Annotated in this window: 23 protein-coding genes and 1 tRNA gene; 16 read left to right on the top strand and 8 right to left on the bottom strand. The window is 72.3% G+C overall.

The annotated features are described in order from the left end of the window. Positions 1–8: 8 nt before the first annotated feature. The 3 genes from glp to glpR all read left to right on the top strand — a co-directional run bounded on the left by glp (position 9) and on the right by glpR (position 2,983). Complete coding sequence (gene glp / locus JYA75_RS24910) at positions 9–1,268, top strand: gephyrin-like molybdotransferase Glp (RefSeq protein WP_006944964.1); 1,260 nt, start codon at positions 9–11, stop codon at positions 1,266–1,268. Beyond that, positions 1,268–1,903, top strand: coding sequence for a GNAT family protein (locus JYA75_RS24905; protein ID WP_006944963.1), 636 nt, complete (start codon positions 1,268–1,270; stop codon positions 1,901–1,903). The genes glp and JYA75_RS24905 overlap by 1 nt, the downstream gene beginning before the upstream one ends. A 225-nt stretch (positions 1,904–2,128) precedes the next feature. Beyond that, entirely contained in the window at positions 2,129–2,983 is an 855-nt protein-coding gene (glpR, locus tag JYA75_RS24900) for a gephyrin-like molybdotransferase receptor GlpR (RefSeq protein WP_006944962.1), read from the top strand. Between the two features lie 84 nt (positions 2,984–3,067). Here glpR and JYA75_RS24895 read toward each other — a convergent pair whose 3' ends face one another. After that, positions 3,068–3,859, bottom strand: a complete 792-nt coding sequence (locus JYA75_RS24895; RefSeq protein WP_006944958.1) for a methyltransferase domain-containing protein — start codon at positions 3,857–3,859, stop codon at positions 3,068–3,070. Beyond that, positions 3,856–5,505: a helix-turn-helix transcriptional regulator gene (locus tag JYA75_RS29155; protein WP_275408342.1), complete on the bottom strand. Its 1,650-nt coding sequence runs from the start codon at positions 5,503–5,505 to the stop codon at positions 3,856–3,858. The genes JYA75_RS24895 and JYA75_RS29155 overlap by 4 nt, the downstream gene beginning before the upstream one ends. 99 nt (positions 5,506–5,604) lie before the next feature. On the opposite strand from JYA75_RS29155, the gene JYA75_RS24885 reads away from it, so the two are divergent. The 3 genes from JYA75_RS24885 (at position 5,605) to JYA75_RS24875 (ending at position 6,973) form a co-directional block, all read left to right on the top strand. After that, positions 5,605–5,680, top strand: a tRNA-Ala gene (locus JYA75_RS24885). 110 nt (positions 5,681–5,790) lie between these two features. Beyond that, positions 5,791–5,934 carry a hypothetical protein gene (locus JYA75_RS24880; RefSeq protein ID WP_006944955.1) on the top strand — a complete coding sequence of 48 codons (144 nt, stop codon included), beginning with the start codon at positions 5,791–5,793 and terminating at the stop codon, positions 5,932–5,934. 178 nt (positions 5,935–6,112) lie between these two features. Further along, a complete protein-coding gene (locus JYA75_RS24875; protein ID WP_006944952.1) occupies positions 6,113–6,973 on the top strand; it encodes an SDR family oxidoreductase in 861 nt (286 codons plus the stop codon). Between the two features lie 3 nt (positions 6,974–6,976). On the opposite strand, the gene JYA75_RS24870 is transcribed toward JYA75_RS24875, so the two are convergent. After that, the gene (locus tag JYA75_RS24870; protein WP_006944950.1) at positions 6,977–7,639 is read right to left on the bottom strand and encodes an ABC transporter ATP-binding protein; all 663 of its coding nucleotides are present in this window, start codon (positions 7,637–7,639) and stop codon (positions 6,977–6,979) included. A gap of 95 nt (positions 7,640–7,734) precedes the next feature. After that, positions 7,735–8,805: an ABC transporter permease gene (locus JYA75_RS24865; RefSeq protein ID WP_050036292.1), complete on the bottom strand. Its 1,071-nt coding sequence runs from the start codon at positions 8,803–8,805 to the stop codon at positions 7,735–7,737. Between the two features lie 112 nt (positions 8,806–8,917). Here JYA75_RS24865 and JYA75_RS24860 point away from each other — a divergent pair, with 112 nt between their 5' ends. Next, a complete protein-coding gene (locus JYA75_RS24860) occupies positions 8,918–10,099 on the top strand; it encodes a sensor histidine kinase (RefSeq protein WP_050034767.1) in 1,182 nt (393 codons plus the stop codon). Next, entirely contained in the window at positions 10,096–10,713 is a 618-nt protein-coding gene (locus JYA75_RS24855; protein WP_203329489.1) for a response regulator transcription factor, read from the top strand. Before JYA75_RS24860 ends, JYA75_RS24855 begins: the two co-directional genes overlap by 4 nt. A 4-nt stretch (positions 10,714–10,717) precedes the next feature. Here the strand turns inward: JYA75_RS24855 and JYA75_RS24850 are convergent, their stop codons facing one another. Next, positions 10,718–11,185 (bottom strand): FABP family protein, encoded by a 468-nt coding sequence (locus JYA75_RS24850; protein ID WP_006944943.1) that lies wholly within the window; start codon positions 11,183–11,185, stop codon positions 10,718–10,720. A 116-nt stretch (positions 11,186–11,301) separates the two neighbouring features. Here JYA75_RS24850 and arcA point away from each other — a divergent pair, with 116 nt between their 5' ends. Beyond that, a complete protein-coding gene (gene arcA / locus JYA75_RS24845) occupies positions 11,302–12,507 on the top strand; it encodes an arginine deiminase (RefSeq protein ID WP_006944942.1) in 1,206 nt (401 codons plus the stop codon). Positions 12,508–12,541: 34 nt separating this feature from the next. Here arcA and arsC read toward each other — a convergent pair whose 3' ends face one another. After that, a complete protein-coding gene (gene arsC, locus JYA75_RS24840) occupies positions 12,542–12,889 on the bottom strand; it encodes an arsenate reductase (glutaredoxin) (protein ID WP_006944940.1) in 348 nt (115 codons plus the stop codon). 94 nt (positions 12,890–12,983) lie between these two features. On the opposite strand from arsC, the gene mscL reads away from it, so the two are divergent. The 4 genes from mscL to JYA75_RS24820 all read left to right on the top strand — a co-directional run bounded on the left by mscL (position 12,984) and on the right by JYA75_RS24820 (position 16,125). Continuing rightward, entirely contained in the window at positions 12,984–13,409 is a 426-nt protein-coding gene (mscL, locus tag JYA75_RS24835) for a large conductance mechanosensitive channel protein MscL (RefSeq protein ID WP_203329488.1), read from the top strand. Between the two features lie 82 nt (positions 13,410–13,491). After that, positions 13,492–13,854 carry a GntR family transcriptional regulator gene (locus JYA75_RS24830; protein WP_006944937.1) on the top strand — a complete coding sequence of 121 codons (363 nt, stop codon included), beginning with the start codon at positions 13,492–13,494 and terminating at the stop codon, positions 13,852–13,854. A gap of 65 nt (positions 13,855–13,919) precedes the next feature. Continuing rightward, positions 13,920–15,572, top strand: coding sequence for a BCCT family transporter (locus JYA75_RS24825; protein ID WP_203329487.1), 1,653 nt, complete (start codon positions 13,920–13,922; stop codon positions 15,570–15,572). Next, positions 15,565–16,125: a methyltransferase domain-containing protein gene (locus tag JYA75_RS24820; protein ID WP_239010494.1), complete on the top strand. Its 561-nt coding sequence runs from the start codon at positions 15,565–15,567 to the stop codon at positions 16,123–16,125. Before JYA75_RS24825 ends, JYA75_RS24820 begins: the two co-directional genes overlap by 8 nt. Here the strand turns inward: JYA75_RS24820 and JYA75_RS24815 are convergent. Continuing rightward, positions 16,076–17,584: a phospholipid carrier-dependent glycosyltransferase gene (locus JYA75_RS24815; RefSeq protein WP_170914054.1), complete on the bottom strand. Its 1,509-nt coding sequence runs from the start codon at positions 17,582–17,584 to the stop codon at positions 16,076–16,078. The genes JYA75_RS24820 and JYA75_RS24815 overlap by 50 nt on opposite strands. A gap of 71 nt (positions 17,585–17,655) precedes the next feature. On the opposite strand from JYA75_RS24815, the gene rsmI reads away from it, so the two are divergent. The 3 genes from rsmI to JYA75_RS24800 all read left to right on the top strand — a co-directional run bounded on the left by rsmI (position 17,656) and on the right by JYA75_RS24800 (position 24,311). Further along, positions 17,656–18,516 (top strand): 16S rRNA (cytidine(1402)-2'-O)-methyltransferase, encoded by an 861-nt coding sequence (gene rsmI / locus JYA75_RS24810; protein ID WP_006944930.1) that lies wholly within the window; start codon positions 17,656–17,658, stop codon positions 18,514–18,516. 33 nt (positions 18,517–18,549) lie between these two features. Continuing rightward, entirely contained in the window at positions 18,550–19,944 is a 1,395-nt protein-coding gene (locus tag JYA75_RS24805) for a sodium:alanine symporter family protein (protein ID WP_006944928.1), read from the top strand. Positions 19,945–20,330: 386 nt separating this feature from the next. Further along, complete coding sequence (locus JYA75_RS24800; RefSeq protein ID WP_203329486.1) at positions 20,331–24,311, top strand: AAA family ATPase; 3,981 nt, start codon at positions 20,331–20,333, stop codon at positions 24,309–24,311. Here the strand turns inward: JYA75_RS24800 and JYA75_RS24795 are convergent. Further along, complete coding sequence (locus JYA75_RS24795; protein WP_203329485.1) at positions 24,250–25,554, bottom strand: aminodeoxychorismate synthase component I; 1,305 nt, start codon at positions 25,552–25,554, stop codon at positions 24,250–24,252. The genes JYA75_RS24800 and JYA75_RS24795 overlap by 62 nt on opposite strands. Between the last annotated feature and the right edge of the window lie 25 nt (positions 25,555–25,579).

The raw sequence follows: 25,579 nt of genomic DNA, 5'->3' as shown, positions 1-25,579 counted from the left end.
GAAGCGGTATGCGGTCGGTCGAGGATCAACAGGCCAGGGTCACGGCGGCGGCGGTGGCACCACGGCCGGTCCGGGTCGCCATCTCCGAGGCCCAGGGGCTGCTCTGCGCGGAGGAAGTGGTCACCGAACGGCCACTGCCCGGCTTCGACCAGGCCGCGATCGACGGTTACGCGGTCCGCAGCGTCGACGTCCAGGGCGCGGGCACCGACCGGACCGGCGAGGACGGCGAGCCGATCGAGCTGACTCTGCCCGTGGTGGGGGAGGTCTCGGCCGGCTCGCGTCAACCGATCCGGCTGCAGCCACGGCAGGCCGTGCGGGTGGACACCGGGGCGCCGCTGCCGACCCTCGCCGACGCCGTCCTCCCGCTCGACCGCACCGACGGTGGCCGCGCGCGCATCAAGGTCCTGCGTCCCGTCCGGACCGGCGACTACGTGCGCCGCGCCGGCGACGACGTCCAGCCCGGTGACGTGGCGGTCCGGGCCGGCACCATCATCGGGGCCGCCCAGGTCGGGCTGCTCGCGGCGGTCGGCCGCGACAAAGTGCTGGTCCATCCGCGTCCTCGGCTCTCGGTGATCTCCATCGGCGGCGAACTCGTGGACGTGGACCGCACCCCGGGCCCCGGCCAGGTGTACGACGTCAACTCGTATGCGCTCGCGGCGGCCGCCCGCGACGCCGGCGCGGACGTCAACCGCGTGGGGATCGCCAGCACCGACCCGAAGCGCCTGCGGGAGGTCGTCGAGGGCCAGCTGATCCGCTCCGAGATCGTCGTCGTCGCGGGAGCCGTCGGTGGCGGCGCGCTCGAGGACGTGCGCGAGGCGTTGTCGGACCTCGGCAAGCTCGAAGTGGAGCGGGTGGCGATGCACCCCGGTTCGGTGCAGGGGTTCGGCCAGCTCGGCCGCGACGAGGTGCCCACCTTCCTGCTGCCGGGCAACCCGGTCAGCGCGCTGGTCGTGTTCGAGGTGATGGTGCGGCCGCTGATCCGTATCGCGCTCGGCCGCCGGCAGCCGATGCGCCGCGTCGTCACCGCCCGCACCGTCACCCCGATCACCTCGATCCCGGACCGCAAGGGATTCCTGCGGGGGCAGCTGATGCGCGACGAGGCGACCGGCGAGTACATGGTCCAGGCGCTCGGTGGGGCGGCGGGCGCGTCGTCGCACCTGCTGGCAACCCTGGCCGAGGCGAACTGCCTGGTGCTGATCGAGCCGGAGGTGACCGAGGTGCGCACCGGGGATCCGGTGGACGTCGCCTTCCTCGGACAGCGCGGCTGATGACCCGTCATCCGGGATGGCCGGCGGAGCTGGGCCCGCTGCGGGTGGCCGGCGGCCTGGTCACGGTGCGGCCGATCCGGCTGCGGGACGCGGCGGCGTGGAGCCGGTTGCGGATCCGGGACCGGGCGCATCTCGAGCCGTGGGAACCCACCGGCGACGTGCCGTGGGAGATGCGCCATCACATCACCGTGTGGCCGGGGCTGTACCGCAGCCTGCGGGCGGAGGCCCGCCGGGGCCACATGCTGCCGATGGCGATCGAGCTCGACGGCGAGTTCTGCGGGCAGATCACCGTGGGCAACGTGGTGCGCGGCGCGCTGCGGTCGGCGTGGATCGGGTATTGGGTGGCCAAGCACGTCAACGGCCTGGGCGTGGCGACAGCGGCGGTGGCGCTGGGGCTCGACCACTGCTTCGGGCCGGCCGGACTGCACCGGGTGGAGGCCACGGTGCGGCCGGAGAACGTTGCGAGCCGCGCGGTCCTGCGCAACGTCGGCTTCCGGGAGGAGGGCCTGCTGCAGCGCTACCTCGACGTCGACGGGCGGTTCCGCGACCATCTGCTGGTCGCGATGACGGTCGAGGAGGTCCCCGGAAGCGTGTCCGATGTGCTGATCCGGGGCGGCCGGGCCACCTGGGCCTGATCTTGTAACGCAGATTACGTGCATCGCTGCGTAGTAATACCCACACGGTCCTATATCTCTGTGACTAGAGTGAAGAGAGTGTCACATGATTCGCGTGACTCGTGTGACAGCTGTAGTCATCTGAGTCGGCGTTTCTGTCCGGGTGACGGCTTCGGGGCCGCTAACCTGACGGGGTCAGTGGCGTCGACGGACTGGTAGGCGACAACTGGGAGGAGGGCCGCCGAAATGCCGAACTCGCTCCTGTGGATCGGGCTGGTTGCCGTGTGGTTGTTCGTTCTGGTGCCCATGCTGGTCACGAAGCGCCCCCGTATTCGCCAGACGACCGACGCCGCACTCGCAACCCGGGTCCTGCACCGAGGTGACGACGAGCCACTCGCCCCGCGCGGGCCGGCCGCCGGTCATCGCACCGACCCCCACTGGCGTCCGAGTCGGGATTCCGCCCGTCCCACAGCCGGCGACGACTCCGGTCGCGCCCGCACGGTGGACGACCGCAGACACCGCCACCCAGCGGAGGACCGCATGGACACACAGCTCGACACCGACCACGACACCGACATCGACTTCGAGGAGCGTCCCGACCGGGCTCCCGCCCGGGAGTTCGTGCCCCAGCGTCGCGGACGCGGCGGATTCGACCCGCAGGCCGACGCCATGGCCCGGGCCGCGCGCTACGAGTTCCGGCAGCGCACCGTGCTCGGCCTGCTGTTCGCCGCGATCATCACCGCCGCCCTCGCCCTCATCGTCTCGTCGGCCCTGTGGTGGCTGTGCACGGTGGCGACGGCTGCCCTCGCCGGCTACCTGATCTACCTCCGTCGCCAGGTGCGTGTCGAGCAGGAGATCCGCCGCCGTCGCATGGCGCGCCTGAACCGTTCGCGGCTCGGCGTCGAGTCACACAGTGATGACGAGCTGCGGCTGGTCCCGGCCCGGCTGCGACGCCCCGGCGCGGTGGTGCTCGAGGTGGACGACGAGGACCCGGTGTTCGAGCACCTGGACCACTACACGGACGACGAGCCCGCCTACGAGACGTACGAACCCCGTTACGACGCCGACGACTACCCGGTGCGTCGGGCCTCCGGGGAGTAGTCACCGATCCGTTCGGGCCGAGCGAATGTATCGTTCATCTCCTCAGCGGTAGCGGGCGATACATTCGCTCGGAGCGGGGCGTATTCAGCGCGCGGTGACGATGTGTGCCACGAGAGGCGCCGACACCGAGCCGTCCGGGTCGGTGAACCGGGCCAGCACCGTTCGGGCCTCCGAGGTGATCGCCTCGTACGTTCCGGCGTCGAGCCGTTCGATCAACGGGCTGCCCTCGACCTCGGTCGCCACCATCGCATCCACGGACGGGAACCGCGCGCTTCCGGTGTGCGTGGTGAACCGATCGACGGTGAGTCCGGCGTCGCGGAACCATCCCCGTAGTTCGTCGCGGTCCCCACAACTCCAGTAGGTGCCCAGGAGGGATGCCGCGGGCGGGCCGGCGTGCCGCACCGCGACGTCGACGAAGTCTCGGTATGCCGGCTGCTCGTCCAACGCGGCCGGCACACACACGGCGACCATCTCCGTCGCCACGCGGCGCATCTCGCGCAGCGCCCGTGCACGATCGGGAAAGAACATCAGCGCCATCTGGCACAGCGCCGCATCGAACGAACCGTCCGCGAACGGCAGCGCGCCGGCGTCACCCCGGTGCCATTCGAGGTCGGGACGCAACCGACGTGCCACCGCCAGCATGGCCTCACTGGCATCGACACCGACCACCCGTCCCGACGGGCCTACCCGGTCGGCGGCTACGCGCGCGACGATCCCGGTTCCGCATGCCACGTCCAGCACCCGCGTGCCCGTCGTGATCGCAGCCTGGTCCAGCAGCCGTGGCGCCCACTGCGCGAAGATCGCGGGTACGAAGCGTGACTCGTACACCTCCGCGGCCGCCGGTGAAATCCCGAAGTTCTCGCTTGTGTTCGTCATACACCGAGGATGGCGCCGCGCCCGGGTGCCGCGCATCGGGCAGGTGACCCATCTTCCGGGTGGGCGGCGGCATACGCGGCGGCCTCCGAGCGGTTCCGCACGCCGAGCTTGCGGAGGATGTGGCTCACGTGGTGCGCCACCGTCTTGCGGGAGACGAACAGCCGGCCGGCGATCTCCGGATTCGTCAAACCCCTCGCGAGCAGGTCCAGTACTTCGCGTTCGCGGGGGGTGAGGCCGCTGTCGAGATCCGGGCCGGCGCGAGTGGTGGCGCGGATGCCGGGGCCGCGCACCCCGAGACGCCGCAACAGGGCCGCGGAACGGTCCGCGGCGGCGACGGCTCCGAGTTCCCGGAAGATCGTCACCGCCGTTCGCCCGCGTGCGGTCGCGAGGACAGGATCGTCGTTCATCGCCGACTCGGCCAATTCGAGCAGGCATCGGGCCTCCTCGAACGGCGCCGAGCGGTCCGCCCAGCGAGCGGCGGCCGTCTCGAAGGCATCGACGGCGGCCGCCACGCAGCCCTGCGCCGCGGCAGTCAGCGCCGACGCCTCCACCGCCTCGGGACCGTCGGGATCGAGCGCCGCCGCGGTGGTCGTCGCCGCGTTCAGGTCGCCTGTGGCCGCCTGGGCCCGGGCACACAGCAGGGACGTGGTGCCGTGACGTTCGAGCAGCCGCCGGGCGGTTGCGGGATCGCCGTCGGCGAGGGCGACCTCGGCGCGGGCGGTGTCCAATTCCGTGGTCGGGCGGCGGGATCGGTCCAGCATCGCCCGGGCCTCGTCGAGCCGCCCCTGCCGGACCCGGAGCGTGGCGAGGGCCGCGACGGCGCGCGCGTGGACGGCGGGGCAGACCTTCTCGTCGAGCGTGAGAACCGCCGTCAGGAGCCGGTCCGCCTCCCCCCAACGGCCCGCGGTGAGCAGCAATGCCCCGTAGAGGGTGCGGCACTCGACGTACAGGAAGGGACACCCCCAGCGGGAGGTGAAGTCCTCGGCGACGCGGCACCATTCGTCGGCGCGACGGGTGTCGCCGGCGAGCGCACACGCGCCCAGCATGTCGCAGCAGACGAACACGACGGTGTCGAATCGGCGGTCCGCATCGCCCAGAGCGGCCGCCGCGGCCTCGTCCAGCAGCGCGAATCCGGGTTCCAGGTCGCCCCGGGCGACAGCCACGTGACCGGACTGGGCGAGTGCCACCAGTTCGAGATCCCGGTCGCCGCATCGGTGTGCGGCGTCCAGGGCGCGCGCCGCCCACGGTCCGGCCGCTGCGGCGTCCGGGAGCAGGCGGTGGGCGTGTGCCACCCACACCAGGGCGTGCAACGCGCCCGGTGCACCCTCGGGCAGCAGTCGCTGCGCGCGGCGGACCCAACCGTGGGCCACCGACCGATTGCCGAAATCGGACGTGTAGCTGATGCTCAGCCACGCCGCGCAGCGAACCGCACTCTCTCGGTCGCCGCTCCGGAGAGCCGTCGTGTAGGCCCTGCGATAGGCGGCGACGCTGTCGTCGAGGCGCCCGAGCCACCACGACGCCTCGCCGACGCCGAGCCACGCCGCCGGATCGTCGGTCGCGGCCGCCACCGACGTCAGGTCGGCCAGCGCGGCGGCCCACCGACCCTCCCGCAGGGCCTGGTCCCCGCGGAGGCGCACTGCATCCACATGTCGATTGTCCGCCGCCGTGACCTGTGCCGATACCGCAATTTCGTCTCCGGCTCGCACGTTTGCTACAGTTTGCGAGCGGTTCCGAACGGAACCTGCGGGGCTGTGGCGCAGTTGGTAGCGCGCTTCGTTCGCATCGAAGAGGTCAGGGGTTCGATTCCCCTCAGCTCCACCACCGAAGGGCGTCTCCCGGACAGGGAGGCGCCCTTCGTCGTCGATGCCGTGCCGCCGATTGCCGGCCGAACCGGCCCGCGGTCGGGGAGACTGTGTGACATGGAACACAGAATGAGTGACGACGAACTGCGGCGCGCTATTCGAGTGCTCCGCGAACGTGCCGACAGCGCCCGCAGCGAAGGGCGCGAGGCCGACGCCGACGGCATCGAGGAGACGATCCGCAAGTACCAGGAGGAGATGGCCCAGCGCCTCTGAGCCGTCCGCGCGCATCGGTGCCGCCCGCGCGCATTCGTCGCGCACACGCACTGTCGAGCGCGCGGCCGGCGGTCCCATACGCCCTCAGCCCCCCTCTCTCTCACCGCGGCGCCCGCGCGGCGCCGCGGCGGATCGCGCCGCGCTAAGGTGACCCGCACACGACGAATCGGGGGCGGAGATGGCGATCAAGGACCTGCGGGGCCGGAAGTTCCTCGTGACCGGGGCGGCCAGCGGCATCGGCCGGGCGCTGGCCCTGGCCGCCGCCGCGGAGGGTGCCGAACTGGTGCTCACCGACCTCGCCGCCGACGGTCTCGACGACACGGTGCGGACGGTGCGCGAAGGGGGTGGGTCGGTGCTGCACGCCGCCGCCCTCGACATCTCCGACTACGACGCGGTCACCGCCTTCGCCGCCGACGTCCACGACCGCGCCGGCGCCCTCGACGTGGTCGCCAACGTCGCCGGAACGTCGGTGTGGGGCACGGTCGACGCCCTCGAGCACCGCCACTGGAAGCAGATGGTCGACGTCAACCTGATGGGCCCGATCCACGTCATCGAGAACTTCGTGCCCCCCATGATCGAGGCCGGCCGCGGCGGGCACCTCGTCAACGTCTCCTCCGCGGCGGGCCTGCTGGCCCTGCCGTGGCACGCGGCGTACAGCGCGAGCAAGTTCGGCCTGCGCGGAGTCTCCGAGGTGCTGCGCTTCGACCTGCACCGGCACCGCATCGGGGTCTCGCTCGTCGTGCCCGGCGCCGTGCGTACCCCGCTGGTGAACTCGGTGCAGATCGTCGGCGTGGACCGCGACCATCCGGCCGCCCGAAAGCTCACCTCGCGGTTCGAGCGGCACGCCGCGTCGCCGGAGAAGGTCGCCGGGTGCATCCTCGCCGGGATCCGGAAGAACCGTTTCCTGGTGTACACGTCGTTCGACGTGCGCTTCGGTTACTGGTGGGCCCGCAAGTTCGCGCCTCCGTACAACGTGGTGATGCAGCTCGCCAACAACTACTTCTCCCGCACGCTCGAGGCGGTGCGTACCCGCCGGTGACGCTCAGGCGGGCGTCTTGTCGAGGGCGAACTCGCGCAGCCGTGTTCCCGCCCGCAGCGCCTCCCGATCGTGCGTGACCATCACGACGGCGACGTCGCGTTCGCGTGCCATCCGTTCGAGCAGCTCGACGATCTCCCGGCTGCGCTCGGCGTCCAGCGCCGAGGTCGGCTCGTCGACCAGCAGCACCGCCGGATCGTTGACCAGGCTCCGGGCGATCGCGACCCGCTGCCGCTGCCCGCCGGAGAGCTGGTGCGGGCGGCGGTCGGCCTGCTGCGTCAGGCCCACCGCGGCGAGCAGGTCGCGGGCGCGGGCCCGGTCGAGCCGGCGCCCGCTCAGGTGCGCGATCAGCGAGAGCTGTTCGGTGGCGGTCAGCGAGGGAAGCAGATTCGCCTGCTGGAACACGAAGCCGATCCGTTCGCGCCGCAGCCGCGTGCGGGCCGCCGCGTCGAGGCCCGTGGTGTCCACGCCGTCGAGGACGACCCGCCCGGAGTCGGGCACGGTGAGCAGCCCCGCGACGGCCAGCAGGCTCGACTTGCCGGATCCGGACGGACCGGTGACGGCGACCGTCTCGCCGGGCTCGGCGTGGAAGTCCAGGCCGTCGAGGACGCGCAGCGTGGCGTCGCCGTCGGGATAGGTGAGGACGATGTCGGTGAGCCGCACGCTCATGGTGGTGCCTTTCTCGAACGGGTCGGTGTCTTTCGAACAGCGTCGGTGTCTCGAACAGCGTCGGTGTCTCGAACAGCGTCGGTGTCTCGAACAGCTCAGTGGGCCGCGGCGAGCGCGGTGAGCGGGTCGACGGAGCCGATGCGTGCGACGGCCGCCGCGGCCCCGAGGAGGCCGACCCCGACCAGCGCGACGAACGGCAGCACGGTCGTGGCCGCGCTCAGCGTGAACGGCACGACGGTGGCTGCGGCCGCTCCCGCGGCTGTCGCGGCGACGGTGCCCAGGCCGGTGCCGAGCACGAGCACCACCGCGGCCTGTCCGAGGGCGTCGCGCAGGAGGTAGGAGGTGGAGGCGCCGACCGCGCGCAGCACCGCGATGTCCCGGCTGCGCTGGACCGTCCACACCGTGAAGAACGCACCCACGACGAGGGCGCCGACGACGAGCAGCATGCCCTGCATCAGCAGCAGCGACCCGCGTTCGGAGGTGTACGAGCCGACGGTGTTCAGGGTCGCGGACGTGTCGAGGACGCTCGTGCCGGTCGCGGCCGCGGCCGCCGCCGTGTCGAACCCGGGACCGGTCCGCAGCGCGATCACCGTCCCGTCGGCGCCGGCCGTCGCGGGGAGTTCGCGCCAGGTCCCGAGGTCGAGCCACACCACGGGCTGATGGCTGTAGTAGGAGTCCTCGACGAGAGCGGTGAGGGTGACCTCCCGCCCGCCGACGGTCAGGACGGTGCCCGGCGTCCAGCCGTTGTCGGCGGCGAGTTGCGCGTCGACCGCCGCCGTCGCCGGGCGCAGGGCCGCCGGTGCCGCGAAGGAACCGGGAGCGACCCCGAACAGGGCCGCCATCACCTCGCGCCCGCCCGCACCGACGCGTCCGGGGGCAACGCCGAGCACGGCGGTGTCGGTCACGCCGGGTTGCGCGGCGAGGGCGGTGCGCTGCGCGTCCGTGACGGTGGACTCCCCGAACGACAGGTCGGACGGATCGGTGTCACCGCCGTCGAGGGCGAAGTGATCGGCACCGATGCCGCGGATCGCGGCGATCGACTGGTTGCCCAGGCCCGCGGTGAGGCCGGAGAGCATGACGACGAGAAACGAGACCAGGACGAGCACCGCCGACATGACGGCGAAGCGCCCCGTGGCGAAGCGCAGATCGCGCAGTGCGAGGAACATGAGTTCCACGGTGCCCGGTGCGGTGATGCCGGCGCATCGCTCGGTGGATGGGTTCCCGGATCAATCGAAAGTGGGAGGCGGCGGCGTGCGCGGCGGTGTTAGCGTCGGTGAAATGCAGACCGCCCGACAGCACCGCCCCGAGGGGACGGTCCCGGTGCTGCGTGCGATGCAGCTGGGCCAGCACGCGCTGTTCGTACTGCTGCTGCTCGTCGGGGTGCTGCGCGGCGGCGGCACCCCGGGGGTGCTGGTCCTCGCGGGCGCCGAATTCGCCTGGTACATCTCGGGGCTGTGGTTCGCCCGGCGCGGGTCCCGCGGCGGGATCTGGCTGGCGGTGCTGCTGGCCGGCTGGCTGGCGCTGGTGGTGCTCGCACCGGATTTCGTGTGGCTCGCCTTCGCGCTGTTCTTCCTGTGCTTCCACCTGCTGCCCACGATCGCCGCGTTCGCCGCGACGGCGGCTCTGACGGCGGTCGCGATCGCCGCGAGCCTGGGCCACGGCACGGCCAACGCCACGGCCGCCGTCGTCGGCCCGTTGTTCGGGGCGCTCGTCGCGTCCGGCACGGCCCTGATCTACCGGCAGCTCGTGCGCGACGCCGAGCAGCGCGACGCGCTGCTCGCCGAGCTCACCGAGGCACACCGCGAACTGCTCGACGCCCAGGACGAGCTGGTGCGGTTGCAGCGGGAGACCGGTGCCACCGCCGAGCGGGCCCGGCTGGCCCGCGACATCCACGACACCCTCGCCCAGGGCTTCTCGTCGATCCTGCTGCTCGCCCGCGCCGGGCTGCGGGCCGGCGACGACACCGCGGCGCTGCTCGGCCGGATCGAGGAGACGGCACGGCGCAATCTCGTCGAGGCCCGCCGGGTCGTCGACAAGCTGCGACCGTCCGATCTCGACGATGCGCCGCTCGCGGCGGCCCTCGGCCGCATCCTGGACCGGTTGCGTGCCGACACCGGCATCGACGCGGAACTGCGCGTGGACGGCGAACCGTTGCCGCTGCCCACGGGATTCGACGTCGCGCTGCTGCGGGTGGCGCAGAGCGCGCTGGCGAACGTCCGGCTGCACGCCCACGCGCGCCGCGTGCGGGTCACCCTCGCCTACACCCCGGACGAGGTCCGGCTCGACGTGGTCGACGACGGCGTCGGCTTCGACGTCCGCGACGCGGGCTCGGGCGGTGGGTTCGGGCTCACCGCCATGCGGGAGCGGCTCGCCGAGCTGGGCGGCACGGTGTTCCTCGAGTCGGCGCCGGGCGACGGAACCGCCGTGGCGGCAACGCTTCCCGTGCGGGTGCTGCCGTGATCCGGATACTGCTCGTCGACGACCATCCCGTCGTGCGGGCGGGGCTGCGTGCCCTCCTCGCGTCGGAGCCCGGGCTCGAGGTGGTGGCCGAGGCTGCGTCCGGTCGGGAGGCCGTCGCGCAGAACGCGGCGCACCGCCCGGACGTGGTGCTGATGGACCTGCGGCTCGGGCCCGGGATGGACGGGGCGCAGGCGACGGCCGAACTGGCTTCCGCGCCGGATCCGCCGAAGGTGCTGGTGCTGACCACCTACGACACCGACTCCGACATCCTGCGCGCGGTCGAGGCGGGGGCGGCCGGGTATCTGCTCAAGGACGCCGGCCCGGCCGTGCTCGTCGACGCGGTGGCGCGGGCCGCCCGGGGCGAAACCGTGCTGGATCCCGGTGTGGCGCAACGGCTCTACCGCAGCATGCAGACGCCGCGGGTGGAGCTGAGCGCCCGCGAGATCGAGGTGCTCGGCGCGGTGGCGCGGGGGCTCTCCAACCGGGCCGTCGCCAAGGAACTGTTCGTGAGCGAGGCCACCGTCAAGTCCCATCTGGTGCATGCCTTCTCGAAGCTGGGCGTGGACTCGCGCACCGCGGCGGTCGCGGCGGCGCGCGAGCGCGGCCTGCTGTGAACGGTTATCCGGCGCGTCGCAGCCGGGCGTGCAGGTGGTGGGTGAGCGGGGTCTGGGCGTGCGCCATCCACAGGTCGTAGGACAGTTCGTCGCCGTCGAGGACGAACCGCCGCCGCAGCTCGTGCACCGGCTTCGCGTGGGGAGAGCGCTCGAGGTGCACGGTGGTGAAGTCGAGGACGCCGTGGGTGAGCCGCGACCGCTGGATCTCCACGAACCCGGTCGGCTGGGAGACGAGCAGCTCCACCTCGTGATCGGCGAGACGGAGGTATCCGTTCTCGGTGTGCATCGGCTGACCGGTGCCCGGGTTCTTCGTGCGGCTGACGTACATCAGGAACGGCTTGCCCGGAGTGGGGGTGAACTCGATGGTCTCGTTGTAGGTGAAGTCCTCGATGGTGGGGTAGTGGCCTTCGCCGCCGCCCACCCAGCGGCCGGCGAAGGCGGCGAGATCACCGAGCGGGCCGGTGTCGGTCATGTGGGTCTCCTCGGTCGTCGGGCACCGTCGATCCTGCCATCGCCGGGCGGGCGCCCGGCCGGCTTCGCGGAGTTTCGGCGCGCCGCGCGGCGGGCCGCGGCATTACGGTCTTATTCATGAACGCTCAGCTGGGTGTGGATTCCGAGGTGGGGTCGCTGCGGGCGGTGCTGATGCACCGGCCGGGCGCGGAGCTCGAACGCCTGACTCCCCGCAACAACGACCAGCTGCTGTTCGACGCGCTGCCGTGGGTGGCGCGGGCGCAGGAGGAACACGACGCGTTCGTCGACCTGCTGCGCGGGCGGGGGGTGGAGGTGCTGCTCCTGTCCGACCTGCTCACCGAGACCCTCGAGGTCAGCGGGGCCGCCCGCGTCCAGGGGGTGTCGTCCGCGGTGGATCCGCGCCGGCTCGGGCACGGGCTGGCGCAGGAACTCGCCGCGCACCTGCGCGCGATGTCCGCCGCGGATCTCACCCGCGTCCTCGTCGCCGGCATGACGTTCGACGAACTGCCCGTCGCGGGCCTCGGAGCCGCGCCGTCGCTGGTGCGGTTGATGCATCACGGAGCCGACTTCGTGATCGAGCCGCTGCCGAACCTGCTGTTCACCCGCGACTCGTCGTTCTGGATCGGCCCGCGGGTCGCGATCCCCACCCTGGCACTGCCGGCCCGGCGCCGGGAGGCCTCGATCACCGATCTGATCTACGCGTTCCACCCGCGGTTCCTGGGGGTGCGCCGCGCCTACGAATCGCACACGGCGCCGGTCGAGGGCGGCGACGTGCTGCTGCTCGGCCCGGGAGTCGTGGCCGTGGGCGTGGGGGAGCGCACGACACCGGCGGGTGCGGAAGCGTTGGCGCGCAGCGTCTTCGAGGACGGTCTCGCGCACACCGTGCTGGCGGTGCCGATCGCGCAGCAGCGGGCCTCGATGCATCTGGACACCGTGTGCACCATGGTGGACGTCGACGCCGTGGTGATGTACCCCGCGGTGCGGGAAACGTTGCAGGCCTTCACTCTGCGCCGGGAGAACGGCGACGTCCGGATCGGCGGGCCGCGCGGGTTCCTCGAGGCGGCCGCCGACGCGATGGGCATCGAGAAGCTCCGCGTCATCGACACCGGCCTCGATCCGGTCGTCGCCGAGCGTGAACAGTGGGACGACGGCAACAACACCCTCGCCCTCGCGCCCGGCGTGGTGGTCGCCTACGAACGCAACATCGAGACCAACACCCGCCTCGAGGACGCGGGCATCGAGGTGCTGCGGATCGCCGGATCCGAACTGGGCTCCGGACGCGGCGGGCCGCGCTGCATGTCCTGCCCGCTCGCCCGCGGCTGACCGGCGCGTCCGGCGCGGTCGAGCGGGCAGGACCCTAGAGGATCTCGCGCACCTTCTCCACCGGGCGGGCGAGCACGGTGCCCTTGTCGGTGACCACGATCGGCCGCTCGATGAGGATCGGGTGCTTCACCATCGCGTCGAGCAGCTCGTCCTCGGAGGCGTCCGCCAGGTTCAGCTCCGCGAACAGTGCCTCCTTCCGCCGGATCGCCTGGCTCGGCACGAGTCCGGCGTCGTCGAGCAGCTTGCGCAGCCCGTCGCGCGACGGCGGGGTCTCGAGGTACTTGACGACGGTCGGCTCGAGGCCCGCCTCCTGCAGCACCTTCAGGGTGTTGCGGGACGTGCTGCACCGGGGGTTGTGGTAGATCGTCGCGGTCGTTGCCATGGCCACATTCTGCCGTGCCGCACCCGCTCCGGTTGAGTGCGGCGCGGCCGGTCTCTACCATCGTCCGGCGTCGGTGAAGGACAGGAGAGGTGTCGTGCTGAAGGGATTCCGGGATTTTCTGCTGCGCGGGAACGTGGTCGAGCTCGCCGTCGCGGTGGTCGTCGGGGCCGCGTTCACGGCCATCGTCACCGCCTTCACCAACCACATCGTCAACCCGCTCGTGGCCTCGGTGGGCGGCGCGAACGAGTACGGCTGGGGATTCCAGATCACCTCGAGCCCGGAGACGTTCGTCAACATCGGTGCCGTGGTGTCGGCGGTGATCAACTTCCTGTTGATCCCCGCGGTCGTCTACTTCGTGCTGATCCTGCCGGTGAACACCGCCAAAGCCCGGTTCGCCCCCAAGGAGGAGGGCGACAAGCCGCTGAGCGAGACCGACCTGCTGATCCAGATCCGCGACCTGCTCGAGACCGGCAGCTACCCCCGCGCCGCGGACGCCGACGAGGACAGGGCGCGGGTCTGAGGCGGCCCCCGCGGCGCAGTCGGGGACGGTCGGCCCGCACTGTTAGCCTCGACGCACCACCTGCCCACCTGAGGACGCCCCGATGCTCGACATCGTCATCGACCCCGACTCGCCGGTCCCGCCGTACGAGCAGCTGCGCCAGCGGATCGTCACGATGGTGCGGCGCGACGAGCTGATCGCCGGCACCAAGCTTCCCACCGTCCGCGGGCTGGCCGAACACCTCGGCATCGCCCCGAACACCGTGGCCAAGACCTACCGGGAGCTCGAGCATCTCGGCATCATCGAGACTCGGGGCCGGGCGGGCACGTTCGTCGCCGAGTCCGGTGACCCCACCCGCACGCTCGCCCAGCGCGCCGCCACCGGCTACGTCCGCGAACTGCGCACCCTCGGCATGTCCGACGACGAGGTGCTCGAATTCGTCGTCGCGGCGCTGCGGGGCGCGTGACTCGTCCGACTTCCCCCGGAGCGGTGACGGTTGCGCTCCGCAGAGAAGTGGACGAGGTTTACATCATGGGCCTTTCGGACAAACCGACGGATCCGCACGACGCTCAGCGTGGCCGGCTCGTTTCGGTTCGCCCGGGAGGGCTGCGCCGACGGACCGCACCGGTGATCGATCCGGCCGTGTTCGTCCCGACGGCCCTGATCGTGGTGTCGATCGTCGTCTGGGGGCTGCTCGCACCGGACAATTTCGCCGCCGTGACGGGGGCGGTACTGGACTGGCTGGTGGTCAACCTGGGGTGGCTGTTCGTGCTCACCGCGTCGGGTTTCGTGGTCTTCTCGCTCTGGCTGGCCCTGAGCCGGTTCGGACGGATCCCGCTCGGCAAGGACGACGAGGTGCCGGAGTTCCGCACCGTCAGCTGGATTGCCATGATGTTCAGCGCCGGTATGGGCATCGGCCTGATGTTCTTCGGTGTCGCCGAGCCCCTGGCCCATTTCGTGACCCCGCCGCCGGGCACAGCCGGGGGCGTGGGACCGGCGATGGCGACGACGATGTTCCACTGGAGCCTGCACCCGTGGTCGATCTATGCCGTGGTGGGTCTGGCCATCGCCTACGGCACCTACCGCAAGGGGCGTAAGCAGCTGATCAGTTCCGCCTTCCTGCCGCTGCTCGGCCGCCGCGCCGAGGGACCCGCCGGGAAGGTCATCGACATCCTCGCCCTGTTCGCCACGCTGTTCGGCACTGCTGCCTCGCTCGGCCTCGGGGCCCTGCAGATCGGGTCCGGCTTCGCGGTGACCGGTTGGCTCGAGGAGACGGGGGTGCTGCTGCTCGTGGCGATCATCGCGCTGCTCACAGCAGCCTTCGTCGCCTCCGCGGTGTCCGGTGTGGCTCGTGGCATCCAGTGGCTGTCCAACATCAACATGGTGCTCGCGCTCGCGCTCGCCGCGTTCGTCTTCGTGGTCGGTCCCACCGTGCTGATCCTGAATCTCGTACCCACCACTCTCGGCGCCTATGCCGCCGATCTGGCCCGCATGTCCGCTCGTACCGCGGCGTCGAGCCCCGAGGTCGCCGAGTGGCTCTCCGCGTGGACCGTCTTCTACTGGGCATGGTGGATCTCGTGGACGCCGTTCGTCGGGATGTTCCTGGCCCGCATCAGCCGTGGCCGCACGGTCCGCCAGTTCGTCGTAGGGGTCATCGTCGTTCCCAGCACGGTGAGCCTGGTGTGGTTCGCGGTGTTCGGTGGTGCGGCCATCGGCGAGCAGCGCGACGGCCTCGGCCTGGCCGACGTCGGCACGACCGAGGCGCAGTTGTTCGGCATGCTCGACAATCTGCCGCTGTTCACGATCTCGGCCGCCGTCGTGATGGTGCTCGTGGCCATCTTCTTCGTCTCGGGGGCCGACGCCGCATCGATCGTGATGGGCACCCTGTCCCAGCGCGGCACACTCTCCCCGCACCGTCGGGTCGTGGTGTTCTGGGGCGTGCTCACCGGCGGCGTCGCCGCCCTGCTCCTGTGGACGGGCGGTGCCGATGCCCTCACCGCCTTGCAGACCATGACGATCATCGCGGCGGCGCCGTTCGTGCTCGTCATGGTGGGTCTGTGCGTGTCCTTGTACCGGGACCTGTCGCGGGACCCACTGGTGTCCCCACGCGGTCGGCGGTTGCTGCGCCGCGCCGAGTACCGGTCCCCGGCGCGGCGCGGAGAAGAACGGACGTCGAATGAGTAGTGCCGTGCCGGCGCGGATCGCGTTCGCGGTCGAGGCCATGGACCCGCAGCCGGGCAGCGACGTGCTCGAGATCGGCTGCGGTGGGGGTGTCGCCGTCGCGCTCGTGTGCGAGCGGCTGCGCCGCCGCGGCCGGGTCGTCGGGGTGGACCGCTCGGCCACGCAGATCGATCGGGCTCGTCGCCGCAACCGGGACGGAGTCGACGCCGGGCTCGCCGAACTGCACGTCGGCGAATTCCCCGGCGTCGACCTGCCGGGATCGTTCGACCTGGTCTTCGCCGTCAACGTCCCCGGTTTCCGCAGCGACGACCCGGCCGCGCCGACGGCCGTCGCATCGCTGCTGCGACCCGCCGGCGAGTTGTGGGTGTTCGACGAACCGCCGCCCGGCCTCGCCCTCGGACCGGTGTCCATGCGGATCAGCGCGCTGCTCTCGCGCTGCGGCTACGCGATCGTCGACATCGTCGAGCGCGAGCGGACCGTCGGCGTGCGGGCCGCGCCGCCGGACGTCACCGCCAGCTCGGCAGCCACAACTGCTGCTGCCACGTCTCCACGGTGATCGGCGCCGCGGTGAGGATCGGCCACAGCCACACGAAGTTCGCCACCACCAGGCCGACGTAGAGGCACACGACCAGCAGGCCGGTCGAGCGTCGCTCGGCCGAGGCCCGCGGCGAGCCGAGGACGTCGCCGAGCACCAGCGCCAGCCCCATGACCAGGAAGGGCGCGAGCGGGACCGCGTAGAAGTAGTACATCTGCCGGTCGAGCGTCGCGAACCACGGCAGCAACGTCGCCGTGTAACCGGTGAGCACCGCGGCCCACCGCCAGTCCCGCCGCACCAGCAGCTGCCACCCACCCCACGCGAGCATCGGCAGCGCCAGCCACCACATCGCCGGGGTGCCCACCAGCATGACCGCCTTGACGCACTGCTCGCCGCCGCACCCACGGATCTGCTCGCCGTCGGCGAAGTAGTACAGCATCGGGCGCAACCCCATCGGCCACGTCCACGGCTTGGACTCCCAGGGATGCAGGTTGCCGGCCGAGTTCGTCAGCCCCGAGTGGAACTCGAGCACGGAGGCGCTGTAATACCACAGCGACCGCAGGGCGTCCGGCACGAATGCGAACGCCCCGTCCGTGCCGATCTGACGACCCACCGCGTGCCGGTACACCCCGGTCTCGCCGGCGAACCACGCCCAGAACGTCGCCAGGTACACCCCGAGCGGCACCACCACCAGCGCGTACAGCGCCGGACCGACGTCGCGCAGCCCGGTGCCGAGCCACGGCCGTTGCACGCCGTAGGCCCGGCGGGCGGCGACGTCGAACGCCACCGACATCAGCCCGAAGAAGGCGATCAGATACAGCCCCGACCACTTGGTGCCCACCGCCAGACCCAGCAGCACGCCGGCCCCGAACCGCCACCACCGCACGCCCAGCCGGGGACCCCACACCGTGTCGGCGATGCGTCCCTCGGCATGCACGCGCGCCATGCGTTCCCGCATCTCGTCCCGGTCGACGATCAGGCACCCGAACGCGGCGACCGCGAACAGCGCCAGGAAGATGTCCAGCATCCCGAGGCGCGACGAGACGAACGTGACGCCGTCGGCGATCAGCAGGATCCCCGCCAGGCCGCCGAGCAGGGTCGAGCGGGTCAGCCGCCGCACAATCCGCACCACCAGCAGGACCAGCAGCGTCCCGGCGACGGCGGCGGAGAACCGCCACCCCCACCCGTTGTAACCGAACAGCGCCTCGCCGAGCGCGATGAGCTGCTTGCCCACGGGCGGGTGCACGACGAGGCCGTACCCGGGGTTGTCCTCGATCCCGCCGCCGGTGAGCACCTGCCAGCCCTGCGGGGCGTAGTGCTTCTCGTCGAACACCGGCGTCTTCGCGTCGGTGGGGTAGTGCAGCATCGTGAACCGGGTGATCGCCGCGATCGCGGTGACGAACAGCGTCACCACCCAGCCCCGGCCGCGGTCGACCGGACCGAAATCCGGTGCGGGCACCGTCGGGCCCGGGCTGTTCATCCGGCGGCGGTCCGATGCCACGGCAGGGCGCTCGTCCGTCACGGTCACGCCCCGATCGTAGGCTGAGACGCATGCAGGCAGACAATCCGGGACAGGGCCGGCTCGTGCTCGCCGCCACCCCCATGGGCGACATCGGCGACGCCTCGAAACGGCTCCGCGACGCGCTCGGCAGCGCCGACGTCGTCGCGGCCGAGGACACCCGTCGTACCAGGGCGCTCGCCGCCGCGCTGGGGGTCACCGTCACCGGACGGGTGGTCAGCTTCTACGACCAGGTGGAGGCCGCCCGGACGCCGGCGTTGGTCGCCGACGTCGAGGCCGGCAAGACGGTGCTGCTGGTCACCGACGCCGGCATGCCGTCCGTCAGCGACCCCGGCTACCGCCTGGTGTCGGCGTGCGTCGCGGCCGGGCTGCCCGTCACGTGCCTGCCCGGCCCGTCCGCGGTGACCACCGCACTCGCGCTGTCCGCGCTGCCGGTCGAGCGGTTCTGCTTCGAAGGCTTCCCACCGCGCAAGGCCGGCGCCCGTCGCGCCTGGCTGCAGACCCTCGCCGCCGAGCCGCGCGCGGTGGTGTTCTTCGAGGCCCCGCATCGCCTCGCCGCGTGCCTCGCCGACGCCGTCGACGTGCTCGGCGGGCAGCGGCGCGCCGCGGTGTGCCGGGAGCTGACCAAGACCTACGAGGAGGTGCGTCGCGGCACGCTCGCCGAGCTGGCGCGGTGGGCGGCCGACGGTGCGCGCGGCGAGATCACCGTCGTGCTCGAGGGCGCGTCGGCGCAGATCGCGGAGCCGGCCGAGCTGGTCGACGAGGTGGAACGGCTGGTGTCGGACGGAGTGCGGCTGAAGGACGCGTGCGCGCAGGTGGCGACGTCCGGGGTGTCCAAACGCGAGCTGTACGACGCGGTACTGGCCGCGCGGCAGGACGAGCCGTCGTCGTAGACTCTGCCCCTTACCGCGCAGCAGGAGGTACGGATGGAGTCGGTGAACGAATTCCTCGTCGAGGTCGCGTCGGTGGTGTGGGGGCCGTACTTGCTCATACCGCTGCTGCTGGGCACCGGCGTGATCCTGACGGTGCGGCTGCGGGGCGTGCAGTTCCGCAAGCTGTGGCCGGCCCTGCGGCTCGGGCTGATCATCCGCAAGGACCCGGACGCCACCGAGGGTGACATCTCCCAGTACCAGGCGCTGACGACCGCGCTGGCCGCCACCGTGGGCGTCGGCAACATCGCCGGTGTCGCCACTGCCATCTACTTCGGCGGCCCGGGCGCCCTGTTCTGGATGTGGGTCACCGGTCTCGTCGGCATGGCCAGCAAGTACTCGGAGGCGTTCCTCGGCGTCAAGTACCGCGTCACCGACGCCAAGGGCGAGCAGTCCGGCGGCCCGCAGTACTACCTGGCCCGCGCCATCCCCAACAAGTTCGGCCTGGCGCTGAGCCTGATGTTCGCGGTGTTCGCCGTACTCGCCAGCTTCGGCATCGGCAACATGACGCAGGCCAACACCGTCGCCACCCAGATGGACTCCACCTTCGGGGTGCCCACCTGGTTGTCCGGCATCGTCATGACGGTGCTCGCCGCCGCGGTGCTGCTCGGCGGCATCAAGTCCATCGGCAAGGTCACCGCCGGGTTCGTGCCCGCGATGATCCTGCTGTACGTCGGCGCCGGGATCATCGTCCTCGCGGTCAACATCACCGACATCCCGCAGGCGTTCGCCCTGGTGTTCTCCGACGCATTCACCGGAACCGCCGCGACCGGCGGCTTCATCGGCTCGGTGTTCATGATCGCCCTGCGCTACGGCGTGGCCCGCGGCATCTTCTCCAACGAGTCCGGCATGGGCAGCGCCGCAATCGCCGCCGCCGCGGCGCAGACCACCCATCCGGTGCGGCAAGGCCTCGTGTCGATGACCCAGACGTTCATCGACACGATCATCGTCGTGACCTTCACGGGCATGGTCATCATCACCACCGGCGCCTGGAAGTCCGGCGAGCAGGGCGCGGCGATGACCTCGCTCGCCTTCTCGGACGGCCTCGGCGGCGACTGGGGCAGCTGGATCGTCACGATCTCCGTGGTGTTCTTCGCCTTCTCGACGATCCTCGGGTGGTCGTACTACGGCGACCGCTGCGTCGAACGCCTCGTCGGCCGGGGCGGCGTCCTCCCGTACCGGGCGATCTTCGTGCTCGTCGTCTACGTCGGCGCCACCACCGAGCTCGAGGTGGTGTGGAACTTCTCCGATGTGATGAACGGGCTGATGGCACTGCCCAACCTGGTGGGCCTGCTCGTCCTCTCGGGTCTCATCGCCCGCGAGACGAAGGAGTACCTCGCCCGCGATCCGTACCTGCTCGGCGAGAAGGGCAGCAGCACGCCGGCCCGGTAGGCGCGGCCGGCCGTCGCTACGGCGCGGCCGAGGAGAGCGCGACGATCAGCAACACGGCGACGGCCACGATCAGGGCCGCGACCAACGTGGGCGGAACGCCGTTGACGATCCGGTCGACGAGCTTGTACACGATCCCTCGGTTCGGGTCGCGCGCTGCCTTCCCTCCGCCTCGGGCGGAACCACCCCTCGTCGGGTTCCGGCCGGTGCGGAGGTGCAGCGCGTCGCGGGGTCTTCCCGCTCGGGAACAACTCTGTCGGGTATATCCGGGGCGACCAACCGGTTCGCGTGCCGCTCGCGATATCATCCCAGGTCAGGGCTGGTGAGGAGTTTTTCCGCAGCGGACGATCCGGGCCCTCGAGGGGTGCGGAGCAGGGAGGATGCGGGAGATGGAACCGCCGGACGAGCGAACCGAGGCTGAGCCGCGGCAGGTGTTCGCCGACCAGCTCCGGATTCTGTTCGCGGCGGCGGGGCGTCCCGCACTCAAGAAGGTCTCCTCCGAGGCGGCGGCCGTCGCCCGCGCCGTGGGCAGCGATCGCACCGTGTCGGTGCAGCGGCTCAGCGACTGGCGATCCGGCGCCCGGGTGCCCGCCACCTTCGAGGCGATCCGTCCGGTCCTGGTCGTCCTGATCCGCGCCGCCCGGGCCCTGCACGCCCAGCCGCCGGCACCCGGCCTCTACTCGATGAAGCAGTGGGAACGGTGGTGGGAACTCGCCCGGGGACCAGCCGGTCGGGCCCGGGCGGAGACGTCCGAGGCGCCCGCCGCGACGCCGCCCACCGGTGTGCGGCCCTACCGGGGACTCGAGGCGTACCGCGAGCGCGACGCGCAGCTGTTCTTCGGCCGGAGCCGGAGTGTGCGCGAGCTCGTCGAGACCGTCGTCGCCGCCCACGGGCACGGCATCGTCGTGGTGACCGGCGCCTCCGGCGTCGGTAAGTCCTCGCTCGTGCAGGCCGGCCTCATCCCGGAACTGTGCCGCGACGGCCGCTGGCGGCCGGTGGTCCTGACTCCGGGGCGGCACCCCGTGGCGCAGCTCGTCGAGTGCATACCCGAACTCGCCGACATCTCGGACGCGGACGAGCCCTCCGCCGTCGCGCGGCTGCGCGCCGCCGCCGGCCGTCAGGGCAGCTCGGGCCTGCTGATCGTCGTCGACCAGATCGAGGAGCTGTTCACCCACTGCGAGGACCCGGCCGAACGCTCGGCGTTCCTGGCGCTCCTCGAGCGGGCCGCGACCGTGGGCGACGGCGACACCCCGATCGCGGTGGTGGCCACGCTGCGGTCGGACTTCTACGACCGGGCCGTGACGTATCCCGTGCTGGCGCGGGCGCTGGAGCGGCACAGCAAGACGGTCCAGCCCCTGACCCGCGACGATCTGGTGGAGGTGATCTCCGCACCGGCGCGGCTGCTCGGCCTGCGGTTCGAGCCGGGACTGGTGGAGCTGATCCTGCACGACCTCGGCGTGCTGACCGCCGACGACGTCGGCGGGGCGGAGCTGCCGCTGCTGTCCCACCTGCTCGACACCCTGTGGGAACGCCGGCGCGGCGGCCACCTGACCGTGGCCGGCTACGGCGCCACCGGTGGGGTGCGCGGATCGATCGCCGCCAGCGCGGAACGCGCGTGGGAGGAGCTCGACGCCCGTGGCCGCCGCCTCGCTCGCGCGATGCTCGTGCACCTGGTCTACGTGACCGACACCGGCACCGACGTGAAGATCCGGCGTCCGCTGGACCGGCTGCTCGCCGTCGCCGGAGACGACGTCGACGCGGGGCGCCGGGTGGTCGACCACTTCGTCACCGCGCGGGTGCTCGTCGTCGACGCGGGCAGCGTCGAGCTGCTGCACGACGCCGTGATCGACGCCTGGCCGCGCTTGAAGTCCTGGATCCAGGCGGACCGCTCGTACGCGGCGCTGCGCCAGCAGATCGAGGCGGACGCCGCCGGATGGGTCGCGGGACGCCGGCACGCGGACCTGCTCTACCAGCGCGGCCGGATGGACCTTGTCGCCGAGCACGAGGCCGGGGACCTCGCGGGGCGGACACACGCTGTCGGCGTCGAGGCCGCGCTGAGCCCGACCGCGGTGGCCTTCCTCCGGGAATCGCGGCGGCAGATCCGCCGGCGGACCCGGGCCCGCAACGGCGCGATCGCCGCCCTCGTGCTGTCCACGATCGTCGCGGTGGTGATGGGGACGCTGGCCTGGGCCGGCAAGAACCGCGCGGAGGCCGAGCGCAGTGCCGCCCAGTTCCAGCAGGTCGTCGCGCTCGCCGACTCCATGCGCGAGAAGGACCCGTCGACCGCGGCCCAGCTGGCGCTCGCGGCGTGGCAGCTGAAGCCGGACAGCGAGGTCGCGTACTCGCGGCTCGTCGCGACCGAGCAGATGCCGCTGGCGCTGCCCCTCGAAGGCCACAGCGGTCCCGTCTACGGGGTGGCGATCGCGCCGGACGGCACGACCCTCGCCTCGGCCAGCGACGACGGCAGCGTTCGCTTGTGGGACCTGTCGGACCGGACCGCCCCGCGGCCGCTCGGAGCGCTGGTGTCGGGCGATCCCGAGTATCTGGCATCGGTTTCGTTCAGCCCGGACGGCACCCTGCTCGCGGCGGGTGGGGCGACGGGCGCGGTGTGGATCTGGGACGTCACGGATCGCGACCGGCCCGTCGCCCTGCTCACCGCCGAGGTGCTCGTGCCGGAGGTCATCCACAACGTGCGGTTCAGCCCGGACGGCCGGTTGCTCGCCGTGCCGTACGACAACGGGTCGGTGGTGCTCGTCGACACGAGCGAACCCCGGACGCGGGGATTTCCCCGCACCGTCCTGCCCGCGCACGGGGCGGCCGTGCGGACCGTGGCGTTCCACCCCGGCGGCACCGTGCTGGCCACGTCGAGCGACGATCGCTCGGTGCGGTTGTGGGACCTGACCGACCAGGCCGCCGCGCCGCTCGGCGAGCCGCTGACCGGTTTCCGCGACGTGGCGCATTCCGTCGCGTTCGCCCCCGACGGCCGGACCCTCGCGGTCAGCAGCGACGACGGCGTCCTCACGCTGTTCGACACCGCCGAGCCCGGGGCGGTACGGCCGACCGGCCCGCCCGTGCAGGCGCACACCGGTGGGGTGTGGACCGTGGCGTTCGCGCCCGACGGCCGCACCCTGGCGAGCGCGTCGTGGGACGGGACCGCGAAGCTGTGGTCGATCGACCCGGCGACGCGAGCGGTCGACGAGATGCGGCCGGCCCTCGCCGGCAACGGCGGCGGCGTCCCGGCGCTCGCGTTCACCCCCGACGGTGCCGCGCTGGTCACCGGCGGTCACGACGGCACCATCCGGGTCTGGACGCTGCCGCGCGGACGCGTCCCGGTCGCGGATTCCGCCCTGACCCTCCCGGCGATCGACCGCACGGGCTCGCTCGTCGCGACCGGGGGCTACAACGCCACCGTGCCACTGTGGCGGATCGGCTCCGACGGGCGCTGGTCACCGCTCGGTGCCGTGAACCGTCCGCGACCGCTGGGGGGTGCGGTGACGACCGCCCTGTCTCCCTCCGCCAGCACACTGGCCACGGCCTCGACGACGGACGGCGAGATCCACCTGTGGGACGTCCGGGACCCCACCGTTCCGCGGCTCTGGGCGAACCCGATCGTCACCGAGACCCGGTTCACGTCCGAACTCGCATTCGGTCCCGACGGCACCACCCTCGTCACGGGAGACGACGACCACTCCCTCGTGCTGTGGGACGTGTCGGATCCGGCGCGTCCGGCGCCGTGGGGCGCCCCGCTCGGGGGCCCCACCAACCTGATCCGGGCGGCGGCGTTCGCACCGGACGGCCGGCACCTGGTGGTGGCGAGCGCGGACGGCTCGCTCTACGCCTGGAACGTCGCCGATCCCGCGGCCCCGGTCCCGGTGCCGGTGTCGGACGGCCATGCCACCGGCGTCAACGCCCTCGCGTTCAGCGCCGACGGCAACGTCCTCGCCACCGGCGGCGACGACCACACGGTCCGCGTGTGGGACCGCGGACCCGACGGGTCGTTCACCGTCCGCCCCGAGGCGCTGCGCGGGCACACCGGCACCGTCTATTCGGTGTCGGTGACGCCGAACGGCCACGAGGTGGTCAGCGGCAGCGACGACGGCACGGTGCGCCTGTGGCACGTCGGCGACCCGGAGGACATGCACCCGGTGGGCGGCCCGATCACCGACATCGGCGTCGGCCGGTGGCAGGTGGGCTTCCTGCCGGGCAGCAACGCCGTGATCGCGGCGGGTGGCGACGGGATGGTGCGCACGTGGGGCCTGGACGTCGAGTCGATCATCGCGCGGATCTGCGCGGCGACGACGGGCCGGATCACCGCATCGCTGCCGCAGTCCGATCTGCCGGTGGCCGGCCGGACGGTGTGCGGGGGCTGAGCGCCAGGATGCTGGCGGCCTTGTCGAGGCACTCCTGCCATTCGGCGTCCGGATCGGAATCGATGGTGATGCCACCGCCGACGCCGAGACCACACGACCCCGGCGTGCCCGCGTCCCCGCCGCCGAACTCGACGGTGCGGATCGCCACGTTGAGCTCCAGCCCGGCGAGCGGGCTGGCCATGCCCACGGTGCCGCAGTACACGCCCCGCGGCTGCGGCTCCCAGACCCGCAGGAACTCCCGCGCCCGGAGCTTGGGACAGCCGGTCACCGAGGCCGGCGGGAACGCGGCCCCGAGCAACCGCGCGGTGTCCACACCGGCCCGCAGCGTGGCCGCGACGGTGGACACCAGGTGCCAGACTCCGGGGGCCGGATGCACCCCGAGCAGATCCGGCACGGTGACGGTTCCGGTCTCGGCCACGCGTCCGAGGTCGTTGCGCACGAGGTCCACGATCATCACGTTCTCCGCGACGTCCTTGACGGACGCGCGCAGCCGGGCCGGATCCGCGCCGATCGGGAGCGTGCCCTTGATCGGGCTCGACGTCACCCGGTCGTCGTGGCGGGCGAGGAACAACTCCGGCGACAGCGACGCGACCGCCCCCCACCCGCCTGCGACGTAGGCGGCCCGGGCCGGCGCGGTGCGCTCGATCCCGTCGGCGAAGAAGTGCAGCGGGCTGCCCGACCAGGCGCCGGTGAAGCGAGTGCACACGCACGCCTGATAGACCTCGCCGGCCCGGATCGCGTCGAGGCACTGCCGCACGCCGCGGCGATGGGCGCCGCGGTCCGGCGCGGTCCAGTCGATACGCCACGGCGCCCGCCCGGAGGCCTCGGGCGCCTCGCGGACGGCGGCGGCGAGCCCGGCCGGGCACGGCGCGTCGGTGAGGCTCTCGTACCACCAGCAGCCGTCGTGGTCGAGTCGCAGCACGGTGTCCGCCCACCCCCCGGCCGCGCGAGGCAACGCCGGGTGGGCGGGGGCTCGGTCCGGGTACGCCACGTAGCCGATCCACCCCCCGCCGACGACCGGCCCGTCGTCGCGGGTGCGCAGGGACGGGCCCTCGCGCAGGACGAACGCGTCGGAAGGCGGGGTGGCGACGGCCTCGACGTGGGGCGCGAGGACCGCCGCCGCGCCGAACCACGTGCCGGTCAGTGCGGCCGGCGGGGGCGCTCCCGCCGCCTCGGCGCGGGCGCCCAGCACCCGCAGCACCTGCGCCGGGCCACCCCCGGCGCCGAGCCGTTCCATCCGCATGAGCACAGCCTCCCACGGGATGCCG

Origin of the sequence: Rhodococcus sp. PSBB066 (assembly GCF_017068255.1) — a bacterium.
Classification (GTDB): Bacteria; Actinomycetota; Actinomycetes; order Mycobacteriales; family Mycobacteriaceae; genus Rhodococcus; species Rhodococcus aetherivorans.
Note: the sequence above shows the minus strand (reverse complement) of the source record. Positions and strands in the feature narration are given on the sequence as shown.

Excerpts from the sequence above, each read along its gene's own strand:
- glp (WP_006944964.1), top strand. The coding sequence starts at position 9 with ATGCGGTCGGTCGAGGATCAACAGGCCAGGGTCACGGCGGCGGCGGTG.
- JYA75_RS24905 (WP_006944963.1), top strand. The coding sequence starts at position 1,268 with ATGACCCGTCATCCGGGATGGCCGGCGGAGCTGGGCCCGCTGCGGGTG.
- glpR (WP_006944962.1), top strand. The coding sequence starts at position 2,129 with ATGCCGAACTCGCTCCTGTGGATCGGGCTGGTTGCCGTGTGGTTGTTC.
- JYA75_RS24895 (WP_006944958.1), bottom strand. The coding sequence starts at position 3,859 with ATGACGAACACAAGCGAGAACTTCGGGATTTCACCGGCGGCCGCGGAG.
- JYA75_RS24880 (WP_006944955.1), top strand. The coding sequence starts at position 5,791 with ATGAGTGACGACGAACTGCGGCGCGCTATTCGAGTGCTCCGCGAACGT.
- JYA75_RS24875 (WP_006944952.1), top strand. The coding sequence starts at position 6,113 with ATGGCGATCAAGGACCTGCGGGGCCGGAAGTTCCTCGTGACCGGGGCG.
- JYA75_RS24870 (WP_006944950.1), bottom strand. The coding sequence starts at position 7,639 with ATGAGCGTGCGGCTCACCGACATCGTCCTCACCTATCCCGACGGCGAC.
- JYA75_RS24865 (WP_050036292.1), bottom strand. The coding sequence starts at position 8,805 with ATGTTCCTCGCACTGCGCGATCTGCGCTTCGCCACGGGGCGCTTCGCC.
- JYA75_RS24860 (WP_050034767.1), top strand. The coding sequence starts at position 8,918 with ATGCAGACCGCCCGACAGCACCGCCCCGAGGGGACGGTCCCGGTGCTG.
- JYA75_RS24850 (WP_006944943.1), bottom strand. The coding sequence starts at position 11,185 with ATGACCGACACCGGCCCGCTCGGTGATCTCGCCGCCTTCGCCGGCCGC.
- arcA (WP_006944942.1), top strand. The coding sequence starts at position 11,302 with ATGAACGCTCAGCTGGGTGTGGATTCCGAGGTGGGGTCGCTGCGGGCG.
- arsC (WP_006944940.1), bottom strand. The coding sequence starts at position 12,889 with ATGGCAACGACCGCGACGATCTACCACAACCCCCGGTGCAGCACGTCC.
- JYA75_RS24830 (WP_006944937.1), top strand. The coding sequence starts at position 13,492 with ATGCTCGACATCGTCATCGACCCCGACTCGCCGGTCCCGCCGTACGAG.
- JYA75_RS24825 (WP_203329487.1), top strand. The coding sequence starts at position 13,920 with ATGGGCCTTTCGGACAAACCGACGGATCCGCACGACGCTCAGCGTGGC.
- JYA75_RS24820 (WP_239010494.1), top strand. The coding sequence starts at position 15,565 with ATGAGTAGTGCCGTGCCGGCGCGGATCGCGTTCGCGGTCGAGGCCATG.
- JYA75_RS24815 (WP_170914054.1), bottom strand. The coding sequence starts at position 17,584 with ATGAACAGCCCGGGCCCGACGGTGCCCGCACCGGATTTCGGTCCGGTC.
- rsmI (WP_006944930.1), top strand. The coding sequence starts at position 17,656 with ATGCAGGCAGACAATCCGGGACAGGGCCGGCTCGTGCTCGCCGCCACC.
- JYA75_RS24805 (WP_006944928.1), top strand. The coding sequence starts at position 18,550 with ATGGAGTCGGTGAACGAATTCCTCGTCGAGGTCGCGTCGGTGGTGTGG.
- JYA75_RS24800 (WP_203329486.1), top strand. The coding sequence starts at position 20,331 with ATGGAACCGCCGGACGAGCGAACCGAGGCTGAGCCGCGGCAGGTGTTC.
- JYA75_RS24795 (WP_203329485.1), bottom strand. The coding sequence starts at position 25,554 with ATGCGGATGGAACGGCTCGGCGCCGGGGGTGGCCCGGCGCAGGTGCTG.